The sequence below is a fragment of the Lentzea xerophila genome, from assembly GCF_051094245.1.
Taxonomy (GTDB): domain Bacteria; phylum Actinomycetota; class Actinomycetes; order Mycobacteriales; family Pseudonocardiaceae; genus Lentzea; species Lentzea xerophila.
In genome coordinates this window covers 2,420,734-2,445,752 of record NZ_CP194934.1, presented here as the reverse complement: position 1 = coordinate 2,445,752, position 25,019 = coordinate 2,420,734, and the positions used below count along the sequence as shown (strand labels likewise).

Sequence of the window (25,019 nt, the reverse complement as noted above, 5' to 3'; positions counted from 1 at the left end):
TACGCTGGCGTAGTAATTGGCATGCCGGCCTGGGTTTGCGATACGTGCGCTTGGAGGAACTGTGCAGGTGCGTTCCGGGGAAGTCGAACTCGCCGTTCAGGTGCGCGGCACGTCCGGGCCGACCGTGGTCCTGGTGCACGGGTATCCGGACACGCACGCCGTCTGGGACCGCGTGGCCGCCCTGCTGGAGAAGGACTTCCGCGTCGTCACGTACGACGTGCGCGGGGCCGGCAAGTCGACCGCGCCGTCCACTGAGGACGGTTACCGGCTCGAACGGCTGGCGGCCGACCTGTTCGCGGTGATCGACGCGGTCAGCCCGGACGAGCCAGTGCACGTCGTCGGCCACGACTGGGGCTCGATCCAGTCGTGGGAGGCCGTGACCACGCCCGGCGCGCGGATCGCGACGTTCACCTCGATCTCCGGGCCGTGTCTCGACCACATGGGTCACTGGTCGCGCAACGGCCTGTCGCTCGCGCACGTCCGGCAGTTCTTCCGGTCCTGGTACATCGGCGCGTTCCACCTGCCGGCGGTCGCCCCGCTGTTCTGGCGCCTGTACCTCGCGCGCCGCTGGGGAGATGTGCTGCGGCGGCTGGAGGGCGTCCGCGTCACGCCCGCGCCGACCATCGCGTCGGACGCCGTGCGCGGGATCTCGTTGTACCGGGCGAACATCCGCCAGGTCATGCGCTCACCACGGCAGCGCGTCGCGCCCATGCCGGTGCAGGTGATCCAGCCCGTGCACGACCGCTACATCCGCACCGAGCCACTCGACCTCGAACGCTGGGTGCCGTCGCTCACGAGGCGCAGGATCGCGGCCGGCCACTGGGCCCCGCTCAGCCGCCCGGAGCCGCTCGCCCGGATGATCGGCGAGTTCGTCACCGGCTCCGCACCTTCGCGCGAACTCGTCGTGATCACCGGTGGCGGCAGCGGCATCGGGCGGGCGACCGCGGTGGCGTTCGCCAAGGCGGGCGCGCGAGTCGTGGTGTCCGATGTGGACTTCCGGGCCGCCCGGGAGACCGCGGACATGGTCGGCGGCCACGCCTACGAGGTCGACGTGCGCTCCGAGGAGGCGGTCCGGGCCTGGGCGCGGCAGGTCGCCGACGAGCACGGCGTGCCCGACGTCGTCGTCAACAACGCCGGCATCGGCCACTCCGGGTCGTTCCTGTCGACCTCGACCGAGCAGTGGCAACGGGTGCTGGACGTCAACCTGTGGGGTGTCGTGCACGGCTGCCGGGCGTTCGGTGAGCTGATGGTCGAACGCGGAGAGGGCGGCCACATCGTGAACCTGTCCTCGGCGGCGGCCTACCTGCCGTCGAAGATCCTCTCCGCGTACGCCACCAGCAAGGCGGCGGTGTCCATGCTCTCCGACTGCCTGCGGGCCGAGCTCGCGCCGCACGCCATCGGCGTCAGCGCGATCTGCCCTGGCGTGGTGAACACGAACATCACCGCGACCACGACGTTCTCCGGCGTCAGCGCCGAGGAGGAACGCTACAAGCAGAACAGCGCGTCCCGGCTCTACGCCCGGCGCGGCTTCGGCCCCGAGGGCGTGGCCACGGAGATCGTGCGCGCGGTGCGCCGCAACCGCGCGGTGGTGCCGGTGACCATCGAGGCCAAGGCGGCCCGGCTGGCGAGCCGGGCCGCGCCGGGCCTGTTGCGCGCCTTCGCCAAGCTGGACCTCGGTTAGCGTGCCACCTGCGGCACGCGGGAACAGTTGGGGACGTCCGGTGGCTCAGCCCGTGAGCTTTCCGGCGTCACCCACCGGCTCGCCACCGAGAGCGGCGGCCAGCCGGAGCCACGGCGCGGCCTCCTCGGACCGTCCCTGCCGCTCCAGCGTGCGCCCGAGCAGCAGGTGGGCGTAGTGCTCGACCGGGTCGCGGTCCACGATGACGCGGAGCCGCTCCTCGGCCCTGCCCAGCTGCGCCGAGTGGTAGTAGGCGCGGGCCAGCAGCAGGTGGAGGTCGGTCTGGAACGGCACCTCGCCGGCCACCGCCGCCAGGAGCTCCGCGGCCCGGATGTAGTCGCGGGCCTCGAACAGCAGCCGTGCGCGCTCCCACTTCTCGGCCGGTGTCTCGGCGTGGTCCGCGTCGAACAGGCGGGTCGCCGTCACCCAGCGATCCGCCGCCACCTCACCGTTGGGCTGGTAGGCGTTGAACCCTGTGCTGTCGTGGACAGCGAATTCGTTCTTCATCGAACCTCCTTCCGGACGCGTACAACGTCGTCGGGCGGCTGGTATTCCCCGAGCGGGAGAGGGCGGAAAGCACCGTCAGCCAGTCGTCGCCCGCCCCTGCCGGCCGGTCCATGCCGAACACCGAGGGTTGCGGCGGTGGCGGCCCGAATGCCAGCGCCTCCCGCACGCCCGTCCACGCCGCGACCGGGTGTGGCGCGGCGAACCGGTGCTCGCCCACCGGCGGCGCCGCGACCGGGTGTGGCGCGGCGAACCGGTGCTCGCCCACCGGCGGCGCCGCGAACGGGATGCCGCGGAACACCGCCGACCCCGACTCCACTGCGCCCCGGACCGTTCCCGCGGTGACCCTGACCTCGACCATGCGCGGATCGTTGCGCCGGCACCGGTGCGAAAGCCAGGGGATTACCGCTGAGCAGTCAGGTTTGGCGACGCACTCGGCCGGGTCAGTACGGCCCGCAGTCGTTCTCGTACGGCAGGTTCGCGCGCTCGTCGCCGGTGAGGTAGATGGCGCTGACGAGGTAGCGGCCGCCGCTGTTCATGCTGACCATGATCCAGATGTTGTTGCTGTAGCCGAGCGCGGTGACGTTCTCACCACGGGTCCAGCAGATGCCGATGGTGCTCGTGCCCGCGGGCAGCACCTGGTAGACGGGGCACGACAACGCCTCGCAGGTGCGCACTTCCGCGTCGTGCCACGTCGTCACGGTCGGGTAGGGCGGCAACGGCGGATCAGCCTGCGCCACACCGGTTCCCCCGATGAACGCCAGCACGGCGAGCAAGCTCCCCAGTACGAATCTCATGCACTTCCTCCCAGTGGTTTGTCGATCATCAGAAGGAAACGCGGCTCTCACGTTTGGGGTTGCACGACGCGGGTATCTCCCCGGCATGGCACGGGCTATCTGGAGCGGGTCTGTCAGTTTCGGGCTGGTGAGCATCCCGGTGGAGCTGTACAGCGCCACCGAGGACCACACCGTGCACTTCAACCAGTTCCAGCGCGGCACGTCCGACCGCATCCGGTACAAGCGCGTCAACGAGCGCACCGGCCGTGAGGTGCCCTACGATAAGATCGTGAAGGGGCACGAGGTCGAGAACGGCGAGTACGTCGTCGTGGAGCCCGAGGAACTGGACGAGATCGCGCCGGGACGGTCCCGCACGCTCGACATCGAGGCGTTCGTGGACATCGACGAGATCGACCCGGTGCACTTCCAGAAGACCTACTGGCTCGGACCTGCCAAGCCCGAGTTCTCCCGCCCGTACCTCCTTCTCGCGCAGGCGATGAAGAAGACGAATCGGGCGGGCATCGCGTTGTTCGTCATGCGCGGCAAGCAGTACCTCACGGCGTTGACGGAGGACAAGGGGATCCTCGCCGTGCACACGCTGTTCTTCGCCGACGAGATCCGCAAGCCGAAGGACGTGCTGGACGTGGCGCCGGAGGGCAGGGCGCCGCGCGGCAAGGAGCTCGACATGGCGGTGTCGCTGGTCGAGTCGATGGCCGACGACTGGCGGCCGAAGGACTACCGCGACACCTACACCGAGCGCGTCAACAAGCTGATCAAGGCCAAGCAAAAGGGCCGCGAGGTCGTGGTCGAGGCCGAGCCGCCGGAGGCCACGGGGGTCGTGGACCTCATGGAGGCGTTGCAGCGCAGCGTCGAGGCGAGCAAGAAGAAGCGCGGCAAGAGCAAGAAGGTCAGCTGACGACGAGCGCCGTCGCGTTGTCCGTTCCGCCCGCGTACAGGGCCGCTCGCACCAACCGCTCCGCCGTGGCGTGGCCGGACATGATGGCCTCGATCCCGTTGTGCCCTAACGGTCCGTAGACACCGTCGGAGACCAGGGCGAGCCGGGGAGCACGGGTCGCCGCCCGGCCGATGTTGCCGGGGGTCGCGAGGCGGACCGTGTTCGTGACGACGTGTTCCATCCGCTTCTCGGCGGAGATACCCCGCTCGCGGAAGTACTCGGCGACCGTGTGGTCCGTAGTGAGCTGAACGAGGTCTTCGCCGTCCGAGGCGTACGCGCGTGCGTCGCCCGCCCACGCCACGTCGAAACCGCCGTCCGGGCGGGCCACGGCGACGACGATCACGGCGTCCCCGGAGTGCACCTGCACGGCCGCACGGGCGGCGAGGATCGCGGCGACCGGGTCGGTGAGCAGGGCCGCGGCTCTCACGGCGGCCCACGCGGCGTCGACGGCGGACGTGGAGTCGCCCACGCCGTCGGCGACGACGAAGGTGCGGCGGTTCGAGGCGTACGCGTCGGCGTTGTGCGTGCGCGGTCCACGGTCCGACGCGTGGGTCACGGTGAGGGCGGAGCCCAGTGGCATGGTGCGATCGATCAGCATGGCGGACCTCCCTGACCTCCACTAAGCCGTGTGCGCCTGGGAGTCTGCTGTCAGCACCCTGAGAAATTCTCTAGAACTTCGCCGCGCGGCGAAACCGGTCTGCTGCCCGGACCAGTGCGGCGGAGAGCTCCGGCGGCGAGACGACCTCGAAGTCGGCGGTGATGCTCGCGAGCATGAACACCACGTCGTCCATGGTCTCCCCTCCGACGCACACATGGCACGACGTTTCGTCCACAGCCAAAACCTCGCCGTAGCTCTGCCACTCCACGGCCGCGGCGGCGGGCACACCCAGTCGCACCACGCCCTGAACGGGCCACCGGTCGGCGACCCGTGCGGCCACGAACGCCCCAGCGTCCCCGCCCGGAATCTCACGGGGCGTGAACCGCACACCGAACGGGGTCCGCACGCTCATCCGATCGAGCCGGAAAGTCCGCCAGTCGTCCCGCGCCACGTCCCACGCGACCAGATACCAGCGCCGGCCCCACGTCACGAGCCGGTGCGGCTCGGCCTCCCTCGACGACTCCTGTCCCGAGTGCCCGACGTAGCCGAACCGGATCCGCTGCCGGTCGCGGCAGGCCGTGCCGACCAGCGTCAGCAGCTCCGCGTCGACAAGCGGCGCCGGCCCGGTGTGCGGCACCGTCGCGATCTCCAGCGCCGCGACCCGGTGCCGCAGCGCCGACGGCAGCACCTGCTCGACCTTCAGCAACGCCCGCACGGCCGTCTCGCCGATGTTCTCGATTCCGCTCGCGGTCCGCAGCCCGACCGCCACGGCCACCGCCTCGTCGTCGTCCAGCAGCAACGGCGGCAGCCGCGCGCCCGAGCCGAGCCGGTAGCCGCCGCCGGACGTGCCCTTCGAGGCGTGCACCGGGTAGTCGAGCGAGCGGAGCCGGTCGACGTCGCGCCGGACCGTGCGGGTGGTGACGCCCAGCCGGTCCGCGAGCTCCGCGCCGGACCACTCACGGCGCGACTGCAGCAGACCGAGCAACTTGAGCAAGCGAGCCGAGGACACTGTAGGACCATAACTGTCCTACAGGCCTCCTAGCGTCACGACCATGAAGCCGTTCGAGATCAACATCCCCCAATCCGACGTCGACGACCTGCACCGCCGCCTCGACCAGACCCGCTGGCCCGCCGCACCGGCGGGTGCGGGCTGGGCACAGGGCACACCGCAGGAGCACCTCCGCGAGCTCGCGCGGCAGTGGCGGGACTTCGACTGGCGCGAACAGGAACGGCGGCTCAACAAGATCCCGCAGTTCGTCACCGAGATCGACGGCACTCGGCTGCACTTCGTGCACGTCCGCAGCGCCAACGAGAACGCGGAACCGCTGCTGCTCACGCACGGCTGGCCGACGACGTGCTTCGCGTTCGCGGAGATGCTCGAACCACTGAGCCGCGACTTCCACCTGGTGATCCCGTCGGTTCCCGGTTTCGGGTTCTCCGGCCCCACGACCGAGCTCGGCTGGACGATCCCGCGCGTGGCCGAGGTGTTCGCCGAGCTCATGCGGCGTCTGGGCTACGACCGGTACGTCGCCCACGGCTACGACTTCGGCGCCATGCTCACCCGCCACCTGGGAATGCGGGAGGAGGTACGCGCGATCCACGTCAACCAGATCTTCTCCGCCGGTGTCACCCAGGAGACGGCGGACCTCACCGTCGAGGCGGAGCGCAGGTCGGTCGAGAAGGCGTACCGGTACGAGTTCGAGCAGTCCGGGTACGTGTCGATGCAGAGCACACGGCCGCAGTCGGTCGCCTACGCGCTCACCGACTCGCCCGTCGCGCAGCTGGAGTGGATCGAGTGGGCGTTCCACACGTGGAGCGACCCGGAGATCGGGATCCCTCTCGACGCGCTGCTGACCACCGCGTCGATCTTCTGGTTCACCCGGACCGCGGGCTCGTCGGCGCGCTACTACCAGGAGGGCGACGAGACGTGGGGCGAGCTGGAACCGCCGTCGCCGGCACCGACCTCGGTGGCGGTGTTCCCGCACGACGTGGGTGTGCCGATCCGGCGGATGGCCGAGCGCAACCACACCATCGTGCGGTGGACGGAGATGCCGCGAGGTGGGCACTTCGCCGCTATGGAGGTGCCGGAGCTGCTGGTCCGCGAACTCCGGGAGGCGTTCCTCTTGTGACGACCCGTGTGATCGCGTCGAGGTTCGCCGACGAGCCGTCGCGGCACCTGGTCTCGCCGCACCGGCCCGCGGAACCCGCGCCGCGACCCGGAAACTTCCGGGCCGCGGCGCGAGTCCGCTACAGCCCGAACGCGAGCAGCACGTGCCCGTGCGGGTTCTCGAAACCGGAGTGGTAACCGGACTGCACGTAGACCATGCCGTCCGACACCACCGCTCCCGTGCCGGGTCCGGCCATCGTGCCGCCGCGCCCGGTCAGCCCGTTGACACCGCGGACGTCCTGAATGGTGTCGTGGGACCAGAGGATCCGGCCGGTCTTCGAGTCGTACGCGCGGAACTTGCCGTCCGCGGCCCCCAGCCACACCACGCCGGGTGAGCTGGATACGGGCAGCCCGTGCGCCTGGTAGCAGCCGGGCTGGCCGGCCGCGCCGCCCGTGGAGCACCCGTCGGCGGGTGCCGGGGTCTCCCACAGCACGGTGCCGGTGGCGGGGTCCACCGCGAACAGCTTGCCGGGATCGGCGTAGTAGGTCGCGATGTAGAGCCGCTTGCCGTCGTAGCTCGATCCCCACTGGATGCCCGAGATGCCACCGCTGGGCAGCGGCACGCCGAGCTGGCGACGCCACACGACCTGCCCCGTCGAGGCGTCGAACACGTGGTACACACCGGACTTCTGGCCGACGCCGACGAGCCGGCGGCCGTCGACGCTGAACAGGTTCGGCGTGGCACCGATGTCGTAGTCGAGGTTGGTGCCGTCCTTGAGGCCGGGGCAGTAGCCCTCGGCGTCGGGCTCGTTGCACGCGCCGCGCCAGGTGTCGGCGTCGGTGACCTGGTTGGTCCACTTCACCGCACCGGTACGGGCGTTCAGCGCGAGCAGCGAGTCGAACTCGCCGCCCTTGCCGGTGTAGTTCTGGCCCGTGCCGACGTAGAGCGTGCCGGTCCTGCGGTCGATCACCGGCGAGCTCCACACGCCGACACCGGACGGCTCGAACCGCTTGGCGCCGTTGGGCCACGTGCCGACCTCGACCGGTTCCGGCACCGTGTAGTGGCGCCAGACCAGCGCGCCGGTGTCGATGTCGTAGGCGTCGATGTGGCCGCGGAACGTGCAGCACGCATGGGTGTTCGGCAGCACGTTCTCGCTGCTGGACGTGCCGACGTACACGAGTCCGTTGTGGACGATCGGTGAGCTGGTGGTCACCGAGGCGATGCCGTCGTCCAGCTGCACCTGCCACTTCAGGCGTCCGGTGCGCTGGTCGAGCGCGAAGAACCGGCTCGCGCTGTCACCGAAGAACACCTTGCCGTCAGCCACCGTCGGGCTGTCGGAGTTGAACGCGTACCGGGAGGCCGCCGGGAGCGTGAACTCCCACTTCGCCCGGCCGTCGCGCGCGTCACGGGCGTAGAACTTCCCGTCCGGGCCACCGAAGTAGATGGTGTTCCCCACGACGGCCGGCTGGCTGCGGACCGCGTTGAAGTCACCCTTGCCGTAGGCGAACGCCCACTTCACCTTGAGCTTGCCGGCGTTGCCCGCGTTGATGCGCCATTCGGCGGCGTTGTGCCGCGATCCGTTGAGGTCCTTCTGCCAGCCGGGCCAGTCACCGGTGGCGCGGGCGGTGGCGGTGGCGGGCGACGCGGTCAGTACCACGAGCGCCGCGGTGAGCAGCGCAGTTGTTCTGAGCATGGAATTTCCCCCTTCCGCCACCCACTCTGGCAGCGGCGGAAGGGGGAAGCGTCACCCCAAAGTCGCGTCGAGGGTTAGCCGATCGGCTGATGCGTCACGACGTCGACGCCCGAGTAGCCCTCGCTGACGATCGAGCTCGGGACGCCGTAGAGGTACTGGCGGAAGAACGCCGGGATGTAGGTGGCGGCGACTGCCCGCTGTTGCTCGGGGGACAGCCCGGTGTCCTGGCAGCTGCCGTCGTTGTCGTAGGACCACTCGGTGTTGAAGAAGTTGTGGTTGGCGCGGTGGGGCGTCACGTGGTGGATCGGGGCGAGGTTGCGGCCCTGGGCGTTGCGGACGTAACCGGCCGCCTGCCCGGCGATGGAGTCGCAGTCCCCGGTCAGCACCGCGAACGGGATCTTCGTGATGCGGTAGTCGAGGTTCTCCGGGGCCTCGGGGTCCGGCGCGTAGTAACCGGCCGGTGCCAGCGGCAGGACCGCCTTGATCCGTACCCCCGCCGGAAGGAGGTGGGCGTGGTTGTCGGAGGCCTGCCAGACGGCACCCCGGCCGCCCCGCGAGTGACCGAGGGTGCCCACGTTGGTCAGATCGACATGGCCCTGGAACCCGCGCAGCCGGCCCGCCAGCGGACCCTTGCCGTCGTTGAGGTCGCGCCACATCTCCAGGTGCTTGCTCATCAGCATCGCGCGTGCCACGTCCGCGGGCTGGCCCAGCTCTCCCGCGTTCACGCCGTTGGCGCTGATCGACACGACCACGAACCCCTGCCGCGCCAGCTCCTGCCCGAGGTAGTCGTACCCGCGGTGGCTCAGGAACGCCTCGCCCGAGGGACAGGGCCAGACCCAGTCCTCAAGGTCGCGGCAGGTCTTCCAGTAGCCGTGCGCGAGCAACACCAACGGCCGTTTGCCGACGAGCTTGCGTGGGGCGTGCACGACTGCGGTGAGCTCGATGTCGGCGACAGGGCCGCCGGGCTCGGTGTGGAACTCGGGAACCTGGAACGCCCGGTCACCGAGCGAGTACTCGGTCGTCCGAACGCCGCCGGCGTGTCCTTCCGGGGCAGCAGAGGTGGTCGGCGCGGTCAGCACCATCGCCGTCACGACGGCCGCCGCGACTTTTCCGATTGACATGTGGTGATCTCATCGAGCACTTGTAGGCGTCATGTGAGGACCGTGTCACGGTTCTGCCACAGCCCTCACGGCACCCTCGACACCGTCCAGCAACACCCGCAGCCCGCTCCGGAAGTTCTCCACGGCGTCGTTCTCCAAGTACGGCAGCTCAGGATCGACCGGCTCCCGATCGCTCTCCAGCAGATGCAGCATCGGGAACTTCTTGTCGAGGTCGGGCTCGATCTCCATCAGCACCGCGGACCGCGCGTACCACCACTCCTCGTCGGCCTCACCGGTCGCGCCACCCGCCGCACGGGCCTCGGCGACGGTCTGGGCCGCACCGCGCACGAAGTAGTTGATCGCGCCGACGATCCCGCGCAGCTCACGACCGGGCAGCCCGGTGGACACCAGGATCGCGGCCAGCGCCTCGATCACCGCGAACTCGTGCGGGCCGAGGACCGGGCGCGCCTGGGACACCTGCAGCACCCACGGGTGCCGGCTGTAGAACTCCCACATGTCGTGCGCCCAGCGCGTGACGGCGGGCCGCCAGCCGTCCTCGATCGGGTAGGACGTCGGCAGCTCGGCCATCGTCCGGTCGTACATGAGGTCGACGAGCTCGTTCTTGCCCGGCACGTACGTGTAGAGCGCCATCGCGGTGCGCCCCAGCCGCTCCCCCACCGCGCGCATCGAGAAGGCCATGCCCTGCTCGTCGGCGACGGCGATGCCCGCGTCGACGATCGCGTCCACGCTCAGCCCGGGTTTCGGGCCGGGGCGTCGCTCGGTCGAGGCATTCCGCCAGAGCAGCTCGATGGACCGGCGCGGGTCGCCCTGACCTGCGTAGACGACCACGGTTGCAACTCCTTACGACGTAAAGTAACCTCGTTGGCCGATACTTTACGGCATAAAGAATCAGTTTGAACAACACTCCGGGGGAAGAAGACTGTGAACGCTGTCGCCGACAGCCATGACGTGATCCAGGTCCGCGGGGCGAGGGAGAACAACCTCGCGGACGTGTCACTCGACATCCCCAAGCGCCGCCTGACCGTCTTCACCGGCGTGTCCGGTTCCGGCAAGTCCTCGCTGGTCTTCGGCACGATCGCGGCCGAGTCCCAGCGCATGATCAACGAGACCTACACCGCGTTCCTGCAGTCGTTCATGCCGTCGATCGGCCGCCCGGACGTGGACGCGCTGCACAACCTGAGCGCGGCGATCATCGTCGACCAGGAGCGGATGGGCGCGAACTCCCGCTCGACCGTCGGCACCGCCACCGACGCGCACACGATGCTCCGGATCGTCTTCAGCCGCCTCGGCGAGCCCCACGTCGGCACGTCCGGCGCGTTCAGCTTCAATCTGCCCGAGGGCATGTGCCCGGCGTGCGAGGGCCTGGGCAAGGTCACCACGATCGACGTGGACGCCATCGTCGACCGGACGAAGTCGCTCAACGACGGCGCGATCGACGCCCCGAACTACGGCGTCGGCACCTGGTACTGGCAGGTCCTCGCGAACTCCGGCCTCTACCCCGCCGACCAGCCGATCTCGACGTTCACCGAGCAACAGCTCGACGACTTCCTCTACAAACCGACGACGAAGCTGAACATCGGCGGCACCAACGTCACCTACGACGGCCTGATCTCCAAGCTGCAGCGCACGATCCTGAGCAAGGACCGCGAGTCGATGCAGCCGCACGTCCGCGCGTTCGTCGACCGCGCCGTCACGTTCGCCACCTGCCAGGACTGTAAGGGCGCCCGGCTCAACGAGGCCGCGCTCAACTCGAAGATCCGCGGCGTGAACATCGCCGACTGCTGCGCGATGCAGATCAGCGACCTCGCGGAGTTCGTGCACTCGATCGACGACCCGTCGGTCGCGCCGCTGCTCGCCACCCTGCGTGACACGCTGGACTCGCTGGTCGAGATCGGCCTCGGCTACCTGTCGCTGGACCGCGAGTCCGCGACGCTCTCGGGCGGTGAGTCGCAGCGCGTGAAGATGGTGCGGCACCTGGGATCCTCGCTCACCGACATCACCTACGTCTTCGACGAACCGACCGTCGGCCTGCACCCGCACGACATCCAGCGGATGAACAACCTGCTGCTCCAGTTGCGGGACAAGGGCAACACCGTCCTCGTCGTCGAGCACAAACCGGAGACCATCGAGATCGCCGACCACGTCGTCGACCTCGGCCCCGGCGCGGGCGTGCACGGCGGGCACCTCTGCTACTCCGGTGACGTGGCCGGCCTGCGCGCGTCCGGCACGCTGACGGGGCGCCACCTGGACCACCGGGCGAAGCTGCGGCCGGAGCTCCGCTCCCCCAAGGGTTTCCTGACGATCAGCGGTGCGCGCACCAACAACCTCAAGGACGTCTCGGTCGACCTGCCGCTCGGCGTGCTGACCGTCGTCACGGGTGTCGCGGGCTCGGGCAAGTCGTCGCTGATCCACGGTTCGCTGCGCGGGCGGCCCGGCGTCGTGACGGTCGACCAGTCGCCGATCCGCGGCTCGCGCCGGTCCAACCCCGCCACCTACACCGGCCTGCTCGACTCGGTCCGGACTGCCTTCGCGAAGGCCAACGGCGTGAAGGCGGCGTTGTTCAGCGCGAACTCCGAGGGCGCGTGCGGCACGTGCAAGGGCATCGGGCTCGTCTACACCGACCTCGCGATGATGGCCGGCGTCGCGACGGTGTGCGAGAAGTGCGAAGGCAAGCGGTTCACGCCCGAGGTGCTGCGCTACACGTTGCGGGGCAAGAACATCAGCGAGGTGCTCGGCATGTCCGTGGCCGACGCCCGCGAGTTCTTCCCGTCCGGCCAGCCGCATGCCGTGCTGAGCCGCCTGCACGACGTGGGCCTGTCGTACCTCTCCCTCGGCCAGCCGCTGACCACGCTGTCCGGCGGTGAGCGGCAACGGCTGAAGCTCGCGATCCACATGGCGGAGAAGGCGTCGACATACGTGCTCGACGAACCGACGTCCGGACTGCACCTCGCGGACGTCGACCAGCTGCTCGGGCTGCTGGACCAGCTGATCGGCGCCGGCAACACGGTGATCGTGATCGAGCACCACCTCGCCGTGATGGCGCACGCCGACTGGATCGTCGACATGGGCCCCGGCGCGGGCCACGACGGCGGCCAGGTCGTCTTCTCCGGCACGCCCGGCGAGCTCGTCGCGAACTCCGGCACCCTCACCGCCGCACACCTGAAGGAGTACCTGTCGTGAGCCTGCTGACGGTCACCTCCGTCCGGCCGGTCACCCCGCGGATGACGCGGATGACGTTCACCGGCGACGGGCTCACCGAGATCGGCACCTGGCCGGACCAGCAGCTCAAGCTGCTCTTCCCCAAGCCGGGCGGTTCGGCGCACGTGTCGGACTCCCCCGACCTCGGCACCTGGTACCAGGCCTATATGGCCATCCCCGAGTCCGAGAGGCCGTGGATGCGCAGCTTCACCGTCCGCTCGCTGGCCACCGGTGTCCTGACCGTGGACTTCGTGCTGCACGGCGACAGCGGGCCCGCGTCGAGGTGGGCGGCGACGGCGCAGGCCGGCGACGTCATCGGCCGGTTCGGGCCGTCGCGGGACTACGCCCGGCCGCTCGGCACCGCGGACCTGCTGGTGTTCGCGGGCGACGAGACGGCGTTGCCCGCGATCGGCTCACTGCTGGAGCTGCTGCCGGCGACGCAGCGGCGGCTCGCGTTCGTCGAGGTGGCGGATCCGGCGGAGGAACAGGAGATCCCCGGCGTGCGGTGGGTGCACCGCAGCGCCGGGAAGGACCTGGTCTCCGTGGTGACGGCGGCCGAGGTGCCGTCGTCGGCCTGGGTGTGGCTCGGCGGCGAGGCCGCCGCGGTGCGCGCGCTGCGCCGGCACTTCGTCGGCCTGGGAGTGTCCAAGAAGGACATCGAGTTCGCCGGCTACTGGCGGCGAGAGCTCACCCAGGACGACGCCCCCACCGCCGACGACCTCGCCGAGGCCCAGGAGCGGATCGCCGCGCTCAGCGACTGAACTCCAGCAGGCTCCGTCCACCGGTCAGCGCGGTCACGGACTCCAGAGCCAGTCCGTGCGCCGACGCCAGCCTCTCGAACTCGTCGATCCCTCGGTCGCGCCCACCGAAGTGCACCAGCATGACCAGGTCGAACTCGGTGCTCTCGCCGAGGGACTCGACGACGAGAACGCGGCCGCCGGGCGGCGCGGCCTCGGCGCAGCGGGCCAGGATCCGGTGCGCGTGCTCGTCGTCCCAGTCGTGCAGGACGTCGAACAGCAGGTAGGCGTCGCCGCCGGTGGGCAACGGGTCGAAGAAGCTGCCGCCGGTCACCTCGGCGCGACCGTCGAGGCCGTGCGAGCGGATCAGCACACGCGCGCCCGCCGCGCTGTCCTCGAGGTCGACGAGGTGGCCGCGCATCCCCGGATTCGCGGCGAGGATCGCGGCGAGCAGGCTGCCGTGGCCGCCGCCGACGTCGACGAGCGTGCCGAACCGCGCCCAGTCGAAGCCCGCCACGACCTCGGGAATCCAGTCGCGGATGCGGTCGTTCATCTGCCGGTCGAACGCCGCGCGCAGGTGCGGCTGCTCGGCGAGGTCGGTCCAGAAGTCCCTGCCGTAGCGCAGTGGGTAGGCCGGTGCGCCGGTGCGGACGCTGTGGAGCAGGTCGATGAACGCCAGATCGGCGCGTCCGGCGGCGGAGTCGTGGTGCAGCAGGTTGTGCAGGCCGTTGCCCGCGTCCGCGCCGAGGTGCGCGCCGAAGCCGGTGGTGCGGTAGCCGGCGTCCGTTCGTTCGGCCACACCTAGGGTCGTCAGGTGGGCCAGCAGCAGGTCGAGCGCGAGCGGGTCGACCTTGAGCTCGGGCGCGAGTTCGTGGGCGGTGGCGGGCTTGTCACGCAGGCGGTCCGGCAGCCCCAAGGTCACGGCGACCCGCAGCGCCATGGGCGTGACCAGACCGGACATCTTCCGAAGCGCTTGTACGTCGGTATCCACGTGGATCCACCCTGCCACCACGGGCAACTCGATATTGGTCGACACTGAAGTAATAGTGAGCACGACACAGTGCGCCGGAGCGCTTACCGTGTGCCTATGAGGACCAACTGGGCGGGCAACATCACGTTCACCGCAACGCAGGCCGTCGAGCCGGCCTCGACCGACGACCTGCGTGCGATCGTGCGCGGGTCGTCGGCCGTGCACGTCGTCGGCTCGGGGCACTCGTTCAGCACGATCGCCGACACGACCGGCACGCTGGTGTCGCTGTCGGCGATGCCCGAGGTCTTCGAGGTCTCCGGCCACACCGTCCGCGTCGGCGCCGGGATGACCCTCGCCGCGCTGTCCGTCCGGCTGGAGGCCGCCGGCCTCGCCCTGCACACGCTGCCGTCGTTGCCGCACATCACCGTCGCCGGGGCGATCGCCACCGCCACTCACGGGTCGGGGTCGCGCTCCCTCGCGGGCGCCGTCCGTTCGGTCGAGGTCCTGCGCGGTGACGGTTCGGTCGTCGAGCTGGCTTCCGCGGGCGCGCCCGTGTCACTGGGTGGGCTGGGCGTCATCACCACCGTGACCCTGGACGTGGTGCCGTCGTTCCAGGTCGCCCAGACCGTCTACGAGGACGTCGCGTGGACGACACTGCTCGTCCGGCTGGAGCAGATCTTCGACGGCGCGTACAGCGTGAGCGCGTTCGTCGACTGGCAGGGCGGCGCGACGGTGTGGGCGAAGCACCGCGTGGGCGACGAGGAGTTCGCGTTCCCCGGCCGCCCCGCCTCCGAACCGGCCCACCCGGTGCCCGGTCAGCCCGCCTCCCGCTGCACGCCGCAGGGCGGCGTGCCCGGCCCGTGGCACGAGCGCCTGCCCCACTTCCGCGCCGAGTTCACCCCGTCGGTCGGCGAGGAGCTGCAGACGGAGTACTTCGTCCCCCGCACGCGCGCGGTGACGGCGTTGCGGGCGCTGGCGGAGATGTCGACGGTGATCTCGCCGCTGGTGCAGGCCTGCGAGATCCGCACGATCGACGCCGAACCGCAGTGGCTGAGCCCCGCCTACGACCGCGACAGCCTCGCGATCCACTTCACCTGGGTGCCGGACACCCCGGCGGTGCTGAGGCTGCTGCCCCGCCTGGAGGAGGCGATCGCGCCGCGGCCGCACTGGGGCAAGCTCTTCACCGTGCCGCCGGCGCTGCTGGCCGCCCGCTATCCGCAGTGGGACACCTTCCGGGCGCTGCTGCGCGAGCACGACCCGAAAGGTGTCTTCCGCAACGACTTCCTGACCCGCTACTTCGGCTCGACCACGGCGGCCTGACCCTTGCGGCGCACCGCCTCCAGCTCGTCGTCGGAGAACCCGTAGGTCGTCACGACGGTCATCTTCGCGCTGGTGATCACGAGTCCCGGACCGAACTCCTCGACCACCACACCGCGCTGGTTCGCCGACTCGAAGAGCGGCTTCCCCGTCACGCCCAGGTCGACCTCGGACGGCCAGAACAGCGTGCGGCGCTTCTCGCCGGGGTGGTACTCGTGCCCGAACTTGAGCTGGTGCAGGAACGTGATCCAGCCTTCGGTGATGTCGTCGTAGTACTCGTCCCACTCCGGTGAGGTGCCCTTGGGCGCGCGGGTCAGCACGACACGGGTGCCCTCGGGAACGGCCGTGAGCGCGAAGGTGTCGTGGCCGGCGACAACCAGTGTGGTGCCGTTCTCCTCGACGTCCTGGAAGTAGATCTGGTCGATCTCGGCGTCGAGCTCCGGGATGTCCCAGCCGTGCCAGTGCCGCAGCTTCTCCTTGTCACGGAACGACTGCCACACCTCCTCGACCGGCGCGGCCACGGTGATCTCGATCTGGATGCCTTCGTCAGCCATCTGCTGCTCCTGGGTGGCCCATGGCGACCACCCGGTACGGGCGGCCTGACTCGGTGTCGTACTTCAACGCGACCTGCCGCACCGCTTCGGCCAGGTCGCTGGTGAACTCGTGGATGTCGCCGGGCGCGCCGAAACGGACCGTCGTCTCCACGGTGAAGGTGAGCAAGCGCTTTCCCGCGTCGGCGGCCGCGCCCGACATCCGCTCGACCTCGCGCGCCGTGTCCGCCGCGACGGACACCAGATGCGTGGCGGCGAACTGGTCCTGGACGCCGGCCGCGATCTCCCGGCCGGGCTTCGCGCGCAGCACCCGTTCGACGCAGCCACGCCGCTGGCGTTGCTCGACCAGCTCGACGAGTCCTGCCTGTTCCAGGGCTCGCACGTGGTAGTTGACCCGCTGCCGGGGCAGGTCGAGGGCCGCCGCGAGCTGCGTCGCCGAGGCGGGCGACTTCAGCAGCTCCAGCAGCGATCTGCGCAACGGCGACAGCTCCATGCCCAGAACGGTCCCATTTGACAAATTCATTTGTCAATACCGGAACACGACCGGAAACCGTTAGGTTCGTTGACCATTGCGACGGACCACCCCCACCCTGTGACCCGTGAGAACCCCCCTGCTGGTGGCAGCGTTGGCGGCAGCAGCGATCGTTCCCGTGTGGACGGTCGCCGCCCAGGCCGACGTGGTGCCCGGAACCGCTTATCAAGTGACGAACGTCGGCAGCGGAAAGTGCGTGGAGTCGCTGGGAACGGCCAACGGCGCACAGCTCCGCCAACAAGGTTGCACTGGGCAGAAGTGGACCTTCACGCCCACGAGCGACGGCTACCACACGGTCGGCCAGGGTCAGGTCTGGGACGTCTCGAACGTGTCGACCGCGGACAACGCGGCGGTCCACATGTGGCAGAACTTCAGCGCGAACAACCAGCAATGGCGCGCCGAGCAGGTCGGCACGGACACCTACCGGTTCGTGAACCGGCACAGCGCCAAGTGCCTCGACGTGCCCGGCGCGTCGACCGGTGACGTCCAGCTGGTCCAGTACACCTGCAACGGGACCAACGCGCAGCTCTTCCGGCTCACCTCCGGGAACCCCGACCCGAGTCAGCCCGACTTCGGCCCCCACGTGCTGGTCTTCGACCCGTCGATGCCCGCGGCCACCATCCAGGCGCGGCTGGACGACGTGTTCCGGCAGCAGGAGGAGGGTCAGTACGACGCGCGCCGGTACGCGATCATGTTCAAGCCCGGCAACTACAACGTCGACGTCAACATCGGTTTCTTCACCCAGGTGCTCGGGCTCGGCCTGCTGCCCGACGGCGTGACGATCAACGGCCAGGTGCACGTCGAGGCGGACTGGTTCCAGGGCAACGCGACGCACAACTTCTGGCGTGGCGCGGAGAACCTCGCGATCCGGCCGCCGGGCGGCACCAACACGTGGGCCGTCTCGCAGGCGTCCGCGATGCGCCGCACCAAGGTCTACGGCAACATGCAGCTCGATGACGGCGGCTGGTCCAGCGGCGGCTTCCTGACCGACTCCGTCGTGACGGGGCAGGTGCGCTCGGGTTCGCAGCAGCAGTGGCTGTCGCGCAACACCGAGTGGGGCTCGTGGACCGGTGAGAACTGGAACATGGTGTTCGTCGGTGCGCGCAACGCGCCGCAGACCTCGTTCCCGGAGCCGCCGTACACGAACGTCCCGCAGACGCCGGTCGTGCGCGAGAAGCCGTTCCTGAACATCGACGGCGGCGGCAACTACAACGTGTTCGTCCCCGCCCTGCGCACCAACTCGAGCGGCACCACGTGGGCCTCCGGCAACCAGCAGGGCACGAACATCCCGCTGTCGCAGTTCTACATCGCGAAGCCCGGCACCTCGGCCGCCACGATCAACGCGCAGCTCGCGGCCGGCAAGCACCTGCTGCTCACACCGGGCATCCACCAGGTCAGCGAGCCGATCCGGGTCACCCGCCCCGACACCGTCGTGCTGGGCCTGGGTCTCGCGACCGTCATGCCCACCAACGGGAACATGGCGATCGATGTGGCCGATGTGGACGGTGTGAAGGTCGCGGGCCTGCTGATCGACGCGGCCCCGACCAACTCGCCGCTGCTGATGCAGGTCGGCGCGCCGGGCAGCAACGCCAACCACGCCGCCAACCCGACGTCGCTGCACGACGTGTACGTGCGGATCGGCGGTTCGGCCGTCGGGCGGGCCACGACCTCGTTGGTTATCAACAGCCACAACGTGATCGGCGACCACCTGTGGCTATGGCGCGGTGACCATTCCTACGGCGTCGGCTGGGACGTGAACACGGCGGACACCGGCCTGATCGTCAACGGCAACAACGTGACGATGTACGGGCTCTTCGTCGAGCACTACCAGAAGTACCAGACCATCTGGAACGGCCAGGGCGGGCGGACGTACTTCTACCAGAACGAGATGCCGTACGAGGCGCCCAACCAGGCGGCGTGGATGAACGGCTCGACCCGCGGCTACGCGGCCTACAAGGTCGCGAACCACGTCGCGACGCACGAGGCGTGGGGCCTGGGCAGCTACATCTACATGCGGTACAACGCCGCCGTGACGGCCGACCGCGCGTTCGAGGTGCCGAACACCCCTGGCGTGAAGTTCCACAGCATGGTGACGGTGTCGTTGGGCGGCAACGGAACCATCCAGCGGATCATCAACAACGCGGGTGGCACGGCGACAGCCGGGTCGACCGAGGCCTACCTCGCGCACTACCCCTAACAGCGGTGTCCCCGTGCTCCGCTCCGTGGAGCACGGGGACATCTCGTCGCTCAGCCCAGCCGCTTCGGCCGGTTGATCTTCATCTCGTCCATGTCGGTGACCTTGGCCTTGAGTCCCCGGAAGTCGACTCCGAGCGCGTCGAGGGCCGTCGTCGCGCGCCGCAGCCCCGCCTCGTCCGGCTTCTCCGACGCCGTGAGGATCACGCGGTAGCTGAAGAAGTCGAGCTTCTCGTCGAACGTGAGTGCGCCCTCTTCGCTGAACCCGGCGTCGTGCAGGAAGTCGAAGCCCTTCAGGCGTTCCCGCAGCGTCACGCGCTGCTCGTCGGTCAGGTCGGCGAACCGGCCGCGAACGAGTACTCGGTAGGTGTGTTCAGCCACGAGCGAAGATGGTCCCGGAACGCCCACAGGTCTGGCGAACGATTTCCGGCGTGCGGAAGAATCGGCGACCATGAACGCAAAAGAGCTGGTCACGCGAATCCGGACCGAGCTGCACCCCGGTGAGCACGACAACCTCGTGGTGAACCTGATCGAAACGGGCCAGGCCCCGCGCTCCGTGATCGCGACGTTCGCCGCGGAGGAGAACCACATCGTGTCGTCCGACTGGCGAACATTCCTGGCGCTCGCCGCGAAGGCGGAGGAGCCGAACGCGCGGGCGTTCTTCACGCTGCTCGCGGGCGGCGAGGAGCTGGTGCTGCCGATGCTCGAGCCGCTGGCCAGGGCCGCCGGCATGCCGGCCGAGAAGTTCGCGGCCTACGAGCCGTTCCCCGGCTGCCAGGCCTACCCGGCCTACCAGGCGTGGATGGCGCTCAACGGCGAGCCGACCGACGTGATCCTGGCGATCCTCGCGAACTTCACGGCGTGGGGCGGCTACTGCGCCCGGATGGCCGAGGGGCTGCGCGAGCACTACGGGTTCGACGACGAGGCCTGCGCGTTCGTCGACTTCTTCGCCACGCCCGCGCCGCAGCTCGAGGACCGCGCGGTCGCCGCCATCCAGGCCGCGCTCGACGCGGGCTGGCAGCCGAAGCACGCGTGGCGCTACGGCCGCCTGCTGCAGGCCTACGAGCTGCAGTTCTGGTCCACCCTGGCGTGAATCTTGATGGGGGGAGCTTTCATCAACCTGGTGTTTTAACCTCAGGTGAGCTCTTTAGCGGGCCGTCGCGTCAGCGGCGGCTCGTTTCTTGTTGTGTGTCTTGGGTTTGGGTGAGCTGGGGTGTTTGCGGGTCACGGGGTGGCGGGGTGCGGGTGTGGAGGTGCGTCCGGGTGGGCGGCCGGGGCCGGGCTGGGAGGGTTTGCGGGACTTGGCCGGGGTGTCCAGCTCGGGCTGAAGTATCCGAAATCCGCGTTTGACCCGTAGCGGGGACATCAGGCCCGCGCGTTCCCAGGGCAGGCGGTGGTCTGCGACGAGGTCGCGGGCGGCGTGCAGGTGGGTGTAGGAGGCGGCGATCAGCCAGCTCCATCGTTCGGCCTGTTCGGGGGTGCGCAGCCTCGGTGCGGTCCAGCCGAGGTGCTGTTTGATGAACCGGAACAGGTGCTCGATGTGGAAGCGGCGCAGGTAGGCCCGCCAGAGCCGGTCCAGGTCGAACGAGCCGCCCGGTCCGGTCCAGAAAAGCCAGATCGGTTTCTCGTCCGGTGCCGCGGAGTGGATGCGGATCACGCTGCCGCGCACGATCTCCCGTGCCTTGCCTGGGTGCGGGGTCCGGCCGGGTTCGTCGAGTTTCTTGGAGTGCCGCGGGTGCAGGCCGTGCCAGGCCAGTACCGACAGCTCGTGCCGGCGGCCCCGGTCCGGCCGGGGTGGCACGATCCTGATCTCGTCGGGCTCGGGCCAGCTGGCCACCTCCGGCAGTTTCATCGCCGGTCCGTGCACCGGCGGCCGGCCGCGAGCCCCGGCCCGGCGCGGGGGCGGGTCGGTGCGCATCACCGAGTCCGACCGCACCCGGATCAGCATCTGCACCGGCAGTCCGGCCAGCTGCCGGCCGATCCAGGACGCACTGTAGTCACCGTCCAGACACACCACCGGCACGTGCGGCCGGTCGGCGGGCAACCGGTCGAGCAGGGACCTGATCTGGGTCACCGCGACCGCGTGATGGTTGTCATCGGGGCCGATCCGGGCCAGGTCGACCGGCGGCGCCCACGACGAGTGCTCGCTGTTGGTGGCGGCCAGCCACTGAAACCACCAGCCCTCGGTCACCGGTGCCCGCCGGTCACGCCGGTCCTTGGCCGCGTCGTAGTTCAGCGTCCGGCCAGGGCTGGTGACCGCGCCTGGACGGGGCCACTGCGAACAGTCCAGCGCGAACACCAGCGGATCGGCCACGTCCGCGGAGCCGATCACCAGCCGGGTCAACGTCCGCGCGAGCCCCTGGGTGTCGACCCGGCCATGCTTCAACGCCTTGTAGACGCTGCCGTGCCCGCGTCGCAGCGGCGTCTCCAACGTCAGCCACGGCACCGACGACGGCCGCTGCGGACTCACCAGCAACGCGTCCACCAGCTCGAACAACGTGTCCCGCCACGCGCCGAAACAGTCATAGAGCTCGCGCCGGAACCGTTGCAGCACCCGGACTTGGGCACTCAGACCTTGATCAGGCACACTAGGAGACACGGCCACCAATTGTCATGATCGAGTTCTTTGGACGGAACCCGAAGATGATCAAGCGGTGGCCGTGCCTATGTCAAAGATCAGGAGCCTCCTGGTTAAAACACCAGATCAACGTCAGGTTGATGAAAGCTCCCCCCATCGACTTGCTAGCGGGGCAGATAGGCCCTGTGCTGCTTGGAGAACTCGTAGTTGTTGAACTTGTCCCAGTTGATCGACCACGTCATGAGGCCGCGCAGGTTCGGGTAGACGCCCTTCGGCTGGTAGCTACCGCACCCCGTGCCCTTCGTGAGGCAGTTCAACGTGGTGTGCACGTCGGCCACGGACGTGAACCCGTTGCCGGCCGGCACTGCGGCGGGCAGGCCGATGGCGACCTGTTCCTGCCGCAGCGGCGCGAAGACCTTCGACGTGTCACCGCGCACCGGGAACCCGGCGAGCACCATGTCGGCCATCGCGATGTGGAAGTCCGAGCCGCCCATGAAGTGGTACTGGTTGTCCAGGCCCATCACCGGTCCCGAGTTGTAGTGCTGGACGTGCAGCAACGTCAGGTCGTCGCGCATCGCCTCGATCACCGGCAGGTACGCGCCCGTGCGCGCGTCGCCGCCGCCCGCGCCGCCGTAGAACTGGTAGCCGACCTGCACGAAGAACGTCTCCGGTGCCATCGTCAGCACGAAGCCGGCGCCGTAGCGGGACTTCAGCGACCGCAGCGCGGAGATGAGGTTCACGACCACCGGCGTCGTCGGGTTCCGGAAGTCGGTGTCCCCGGCGTTGAGCGACAGCGAGTGGCCCTCGAAGTCGACGTCGAGACCGTTCAGGCCGTACCGGTCGATGATCGCCGACGCCGAGCGCACGAACGCGTCACGCGCGGCCGTGGTCTCGAGCCGCACCTGCCCGTTCTGCCCGCCGATCGAGATCAGCACCTTCTTGCCCTTCTGCTGCTGGGCGCGGATGCCGGCGATGAACTCGGCCTCGGACTCGACGTTCGGGCACTCGGCGACCGGGCACTGGGTGAACCGCAGCTCACCCGAGGTCGCGCTGGTCGGCTCCGCGAACGAGAGGTTGATGACGTCCCACTCGTCCGGCACGTCCCGCATGCGGATGTAGCCGGAGCCGTTGGCGAAGCTCGCGTGCAGGTAGCCGACGAGGACCTTGCGCGGCAACGACCCCGTCGGAGGCGTGGTCGTGGTGGTCGTGGTGGTGGTGGTGTTGGTCGAGGTGGTGGTAGTGGTCGAGGTGGTCGTCGGGCTGGTGCCTCCAGTGCAGGCGGCGCCGTTGATCGTGCAGTTCGCCGGGTCGGCGGTGCCGGAGGCGTTGAACCCGAACGTGACGCTGGCGCCGGGCGCGACCGAGCCGTTGTACTCGCGGTTGGCGAACGTGTTGCGGTTGCCGCTCTTGGTGAGCAGCGAGTCCCAGTAGGCGCCGACGCTGGTCGAGGCCGGGTAGTCGAACTCGACCTTCCAGGAACCGATGGCCGCGCTGGTCTCGTTCTTGATCGTCACCGTCGCGGTGTAGCCGGTGCTCCAGGCCTGTTTGGAGAACGTCGCCGTGACTCCGGCGGCGCTGGCCGGGGCGAGACTCACGATCACGGTGCCGAGCACCAGTGCGGCCACCGCGGATATTCGAGCGAACAACAGCATCGGGCTGCTCCATCCCTTACGCGCGGCGGCCGGCAGGGGGTCATCCCGAATTGGACTAGACCATCTATCGGTGAGTCAAGGTTCTTGTGCTGCGTCAGCCGGCCTTTGCCCCGTATTCGGTGTTCAGACGGCCGCATCGTGGTGCCGGCCCCGCGTCCCTGTACTGGTTGTACCGGGGCGCGGGGCCGGTGCCGCGAGGCGACCTGCTGAGCGCCGAAGACGCGGCGAAGGCTGGCTGACGCAGCACTACACTGATCCGTTGTGCCCTACGCTCGTGCCGCCGACGGAACCAGGCTCTTCTACTCGGTCGAGGGCTCCGGGCCACCGCTGCTGCTCATCGCGGGTCAGTCGAACTCGTCGCGCTGGTGGTCACAGGTCCGGCCGGAGTTCTCGGAGCGGTTCACGACGATCGTCACCGACCACCGCGGCACCGGTTCCAGCGACAAGCCCGACACCCCGTACAGCACCCGGATGTTCGCCGCGGACTGCGTCGCGATCCTCGACGACGCGGGCATCGGCGCCGCCCACGTCTACGGCACCTCGATGGGTGGCCGGATCGCGCAGTGGATCGCGGCGGAGCACGGCGGCCGCGTCGACCGGCTCGTGCTCGGCTGCACCTCCCCCGGCGGCCCGCACGCGGTCGAGCGCGGCGCCGAGGTGCGCAGGTCCCTCGCCCAGGTCGACCCGATGAAGGCGCGCCGGGCGTTGGAGGAGCTGATGTACACGCCTGCCTACCGAGGTCCGTTCAACACGCTCGGCGACCCGCGGATGCCGCCCTACGCGCGCAAGAGGCACCTCTTCGCGAGTGCCGAGCACGACGCGTGGGACGTGCTGCCGTCGATCACCGCGCCGACGCTTGTCGTGCACGGGACCGACGACGTCTTCAACCCCACGGCCAACGCTCCCCTGATCACCGAACGGATTCCCGGCGCCCGGATGCACCTGCTCGAAGGAGCCCGGCACGGCTACTTCGAGGAGTTCGCCGGCGAGGCCACGCCGCTGGTGGCCGGCTTCCTGCTGAGGATCAGCTCGTGACCCACCGCAGGCCGCGCATCAACGCGTGGCCCGCGAGCCGCACGCCGGTGGCCTCGGTGATCGGCAGGTAGGGCAGCCGCAACGGGATCCGCGCCCACAGCGGCAGGCTCGCCACGGCGTTGGCGGCCAGGATCGCGTACGGCCCGCGCGCCGGCCACGGCAAAGGGGCCTTGAGCAGCAGGAACCTGGCCGCCTCCCGCGCCTCGGGAGTGCCGCGGAGCTCGGCGCGGTAGGACTGGAGCCGTGCGTCGAGCTCGGCGGTGGTGCGCGGCGGGTCGGGGATGCCCATCGCGTGGGCGATGACGGCCATGTCGGCGACGTATCCGTCGTAGTCGGCGAGGGGCTTGTCGCCGTAGCGCTGGTGGCAGCGCAGGAAGCTGTCGACCTCGGCCACGTGCACCCAGGCCAGCAGGTGCGGGTCGTCGGCGCGGTACCGGCGGCCGTCCGGCGCGGTGCCGTGGATGTGCCGGTGCACGCGCCCGAGGCGTTCGACGGCCTGGTGCGCGTCCTCCGCGCTGCCGAAGGTCGTGACGCCGATGAACAGGCTCGTGCGCTGCAGCCGTCCCCACGGGTCCGTGCGGTAGTCGGAGTGCTGTGCGACCGCCGCCATCGCCAGCGGGTGCAGCGACTGCAGCAGCAACGCCCGCAGACCGCCGATGAACATCGCGTTGTCGGCGTGGACGTGCCGGATCGGCCGGTCGTCGGCGAACAGGCGGGGGCCGGGCGACTCGTGGATCCGCCGCGCGTGTCTTTCGCGGTCCGGACCCACGACCCGCTCGAAGAGTCCCTCACCCAGCTGTCGTCTCAACGCCTCCAGCATCAC

Annotated in this window: 24 protein-coding genes; 9 read left to right on the top strand and 15 right to left on the bottom strand. The window is 69.6% G+C overall.

The genetic code is table 11. The features are described 5' to 3' along the window. The first annotated feature begins 67 nt into the window (after window positions 1–67). Window positions 68–1,681, top strand: a complete 1,614-nt coding sequence (locus tag ACRSBM_RS12035; protein WP_434442946.1) for an SDR family oxidoreductase — start codon at window positions 68–70, stop codon at window positions 1,679–1,681. A 45-nt stretch (window positions 1,682–1,726) separates the two neighbouring features. Here the strand turns inward: ACRSBM_RS12035 and ACRSBM_RS12030 are convergent, their stop codons facing one another. The 3 genes from ACRSBM_RS12030 to ACRSBM_RS12020 form a co-directional block, all read right to left on the bottom strand. Beyond that, a complete protein-coding gene (locus tag ACRSBM_RS12030; RefSeq protein ID WP_434442945.1) occupies window positions 1,727–2,185 on the bottom strand; it encodes a tetratricopeptide repeat protein in 459 nt (152 codons plus the stop codon). After that, window positions 2,124–2,543, bottom strand: a complete 420-nt coding sequence (locus ACRSBM_RS12025) for a carboxylesterase family protein (protein WP_434442943.1) — start codon at window positions 2,541–2,543, stop codon at window positions 2,124–2,126. The genes ACRSBM_RS12030 and ACRSBM_RS12025 overlap by 62 nt, the downstream gene beginning before the upstream one ends. An 82-nt stretch (window positions 2,544–2,625) precedes the next feature. Next, window positions 2,626–2,979: a hypothetical protein gene (locus ACRSBM_RS12020; protein ID WP_434442941.1), complete on the bottom strand. Its 354-nt coding sequence runs from the start codon at window positions 2,977–2,979 to the stop codon at window positions 2,626–2,628. A gap of 127 nt (window positions 2,980–3,106) precedes the next feature. Here ACRSBM_RS12020 and ACRSBM_RS12015 point away from each other — a divergent pair, with 127 nt between their 5' ends. Beyond that, window positions 3,107–3,874, top strand: coding sequence for a Ku protein (locus tag ACRSBM_RS12015; protein WP_434442939.1), 768 nt, complete (start codon window positions 3,107–3,109; stop codon window positions 3,872–3,874). Here ACRSBM_RS12015 and ACRSBM_RS12010 read toward each other — a convergent pair. Together ACRSBM_RS12010 and ACRSBM_RS12005 are read right to left on the bottom strand one after the other, a co-directional pair. Beyond that, window positions 3,867–4,511: a PP2C family protein-serine/threonine phosphatase gene (locus ACRSBM_RS12010; RefSeq protein ID WP_434442937.1), complete on the bottom strand. Its 645-nt coding sequence runs from the start codon at window positions 4,509–4,511 to the stop codon at window positions 3,867–3,869. The two genes, ACRSBM_RS12015 and ACRSBM_RS12010, sit on opposite strands and share 8 nt — an antisense overlap. A 70-nt stretch (window positions 4,512–4,581) precedes the next feature. Next, window positions 4,582–5,520, bottom strand: a complete 939-nt coding sequence (locus ACRSBM_RS12005; RefSeq protein WP_434442935.1) for a helix-turn-helix transcriptional regulator — start codon at window positions 5,518–5,520, stop codon at window positions 4,582–4,584. A gap of 43 nt (window positions 5,521–5,563) precedes the next feature. Between ACRSBM_RS12005 and ACRSBM_RS12000 the strand changes: the two genes are divergently transcribed. Beyond that, the gene (locus tag ACRSBM_RS12000; RefSeq protein ID WP_434442933.1) at window positions 5,564–6,640 is read left to right on the top strand and encodes an epoxide hydrolase family protein; all 1,077 of its coding nucleotides are present in this window, start codon (window positions 5,564–5,566) and stop codon (window positions 6,638–6,640) included. Between the two features lie 118 nt (window positions 6,641–6,758). Here ACRSBM_RS12000 and ACRSBM_RS11995 read toward each other — a convergent pair whose 3' ends face one another. From ACRSBM_RS11995 to ACRSBM_RS11985, 3 genes are all read right to left on the bottom strand, one after another. Continuing rightward, on the bottom strand, window positions 6,759–8,312 hold the full coding sequence (locus ACRSBM_RS11995) for a PQQ-binding-like beta-propeller repeat protein (RefSeq protein ID WP_434442931.1): 1,554 nt from the start codon (window positions 8,310–8,312) through the stop codon (window positions 6,759–6,761). A 74-nt stretch (window positions 8,313–8,386) separates the two neighbouring features. Then, the gene (locus ACRSBM_RS11990; RefSeq protein ID WP_434442928.1) at window positions 8,387–9,433 is read right to left on the bottom strand and encodes an alpha/beta hydrolase family protein; all 1,047 of its coding nucleotides are present in this window, start codon (window positions 9,431–9,433) and stop codon (window positions 8,387–8,389) included. 45 nt (window positions 9,434–9,478) lie between these two features. Continuing rightward, on the bottom strand, window positions 9,479–10,261 hold the full coding sequence (locus ACRSBM_RS11985) for a TetR/AcrR family transcriptional regulator (protein ID WP_434442927.1): 783 nt from the start codon (window positions 10,259–10,261) through the stop codon (window positions 9,479–9,481). A gap of 93 nt (window positions 10,262–10,354) precedes the next feature. Here ACRSBM_RS11985 and ACRSBM_RS11980 point away from each other — a divergent pair, with 93 nt between their 5' ends. Together ACRSBM_RS11980 and ACRSBM_RS11975 are read left to right on the top strand one after the other, a co-directional pair. Beyond that, window positions 10,355–12,613, top strand: coding sequence for an ATP-binding cassette domain-containing protein (locus tag ACRSBM_RS11980; protein ID WP_434442926.1), 2,259 nt, complete (start codon window positions 10,355–10,357; stop codon window positions 12,611–12,613). Then, window positions 12,610–13,392 (top strand): siderophore-interacting protein, encoded by a 783-nt coding sequence (locus ACRSBM_RS11975; RefSeq protein WP_434442924.1) that lies wholly within the window; start codon window positions 12,610–12,612, stop codon window positions 13,390–13,392. Before ACRSBM_RS11980 ends, ACRSBM_RS11975 begins: the two co-directional genes overlap by 4 nt. Here ACRSBM_RS11975 and ACRSBM_RS11970 read toward each other — a convergent pair. Next, window positions 13,382–14,359 carry a methyltransferase gene (locus tag ACRSBM_RS11970; protein ID WP_434442923.1) on the bottom strand — a complete coding sequence of 326 codons (978 nt, stop codon included), beginning with the start codon at window positions 14,357–14,359 and terminating at the stop codon, window positions 13,382–13,384. The genes ACRSBM_RS11975 and ACRSBM_RS11970 overlap by 11 nt on opposite strands. A gap of 96 nt (window positions 14,360–14,455) precedes the next feature. On the opposite strand from ACRSBM_RS11970, the gene ACRSBM_RS11965 reads away from it, so the two are divergent. After that, complete coding sequence (locus tag ACRSBM_RS11965) at window positions 14,456–15,658, top strand: FAD-binding protein (protein ID WP_434442921.1); 1,203 nt, start codon at window positions 14,456–14,458, stop codon at window positions 15,656–15,658. Here ACRSBM_RS11965 and ACRSBM_RS11960 read toward each other — a convergent pair. Beyond that, window positions 15,631–16,209: an SRPBCC family protein gene (locus ACRSBM_RS11960; RefSeq protein WP_434442920.1), complete on the bottom strand. Its 579-nt coding sequence runs from the start codon at window positions 16,207–16,209 to the stop codon at window positions 15,631–15,633. The two genes, ACRSBM_RS11965 and ACRSBM_RS11960, sit on opposite strands and share 28 nt — an antisense overlap. Beyond that, window positions 16,202–16,699 (bottom strand): ArsR/SmtB family transcription factor, encoded by a 498-nt coding sequence (locus ACRSBM_RS11955; protein ID WP_434442918.1) that lies wholly within the window; start codon window positions 16,697–16,699, stop codon window positions 16,202–16,204. Before ACRSBM_RS11955 ends, ACRSBM_RS11960 begins: the two co-directional genes overlap by 8 nt. Before the next feature lie 106 nt (window positions 16,700–16,805). Here ACRSBM_RS11955 and ACRSBM_RS11950 point away from each other — a divergent pair, with 106 nt between their 5' ends. After that, window positions 16,806–18,935 carry an RICIN domain-containing protein gene (locus ACRSBM_RS11950; protein ID WP_434442917.1) on the top strand — a complete coding sequence of 710 codons (2,130 nt, stop codon included), beginning with the start codon at window positions 16,806–16,808 and terminating at the stop codon, window positions 18,933–18,935. 50 nt (window positions 18,936–18,985) lie between these two features. On the opposite strand, the gene ACRSBM_RS11945 is transcribed toward ACRSBM_RS11950, so the two are convergent. Beyond that, window positions 18,986–19,312, bottom strand: coding sequence for a DUF6204 family protein (locus ACRSBM_RS11945; RefSeq protein ID WP_434442915.1), 327 nt, complete (start codon window positions 19,310–19,312; stop codon window positions 18,986–18,988). A 70-nt stretch (window positions 19,313–19,382) separates the two neighbouring features. On the opposite strand from ACRSBM_RS11945, the gene ACRSBM_RS11940 reads away from it, so the two are divergent. Beyond that, a complete protein-coding gene (locus ACRSBM_RS11940) occupies window positions 19,383–20,024 on the top strand; it encodes a transcriptional regulator (RefSeq protein ID WP_434442913.1) in 642 nt (213 codons plus the stop codon). Between the two features lie 54 nt (window positions 20,025–20,078). On the opposite strand, the gene ACRSBM_RS11935 is transcribed toward ACRSBM_RS11940, so the two are convergent. Beyond that, window positions 20,079–21,485 carry a transposase gene (locus tag ACRSBM_RS11935; protein WP_434438575.1) on the bottom strand — a complete coding sequence of 469 codons (1,407 nt, stop codon included), beginning with the start codon at window positions 21,483–21,485 and terminating at the stop codon, window positions 20,079–20,081. A gap of 188 nt (window positions 21,486–21,673) precedes the next feature. After that, window positions 21,674–23,161, bottom strand: a complete 1,488-nt coding sequence (locus ACRSBM_RS11930) for a chitinase (RefSeq protein ID WP_434442911.1) — start codon at window positions 23,159–23,161, stop codon at window positions 21,674–21,676. Window positions 23,162–23,422: 261 nt separating this feature from the next. Between ACRSBM_RS11930 and ACRSBM_RS11925 the strand changes: the two genes are divergently transcribed. Further along, window positions 23,423–24,196 (top strand): alpha/beta fold hydrolase, encoded by a 774-nt coding sequence (locus ACRSBM_RS11925; protein WP_434442910.1) that lies wholly within the window; start codon window positions 23,423–23,425, stop codon window positions 24,194–24,196. Here the strand turns inward: ACRSBM_RS11925 and ACRSBM_RS11920 are convergent. Then, window positions 24,186–25,016: an oxygenase MpaB family protein gene (locus tag ACRSBM_RS11920; RefSeq protein WP_434442908.1), complete on the bottom strand. Its 831-nt coding sequence runs from the start codon at window positions 25,014–25,016 to the stop codon at window positions 24,186–24,188. The two genes, ACRSBM_RS11925 and ACRSBM_RS11920, sit on opposite strands and share 11 nt — an antisense overlap. Between the last annotated feature and the right edge of the window lie 3 nt (window positions 25,017–25,019).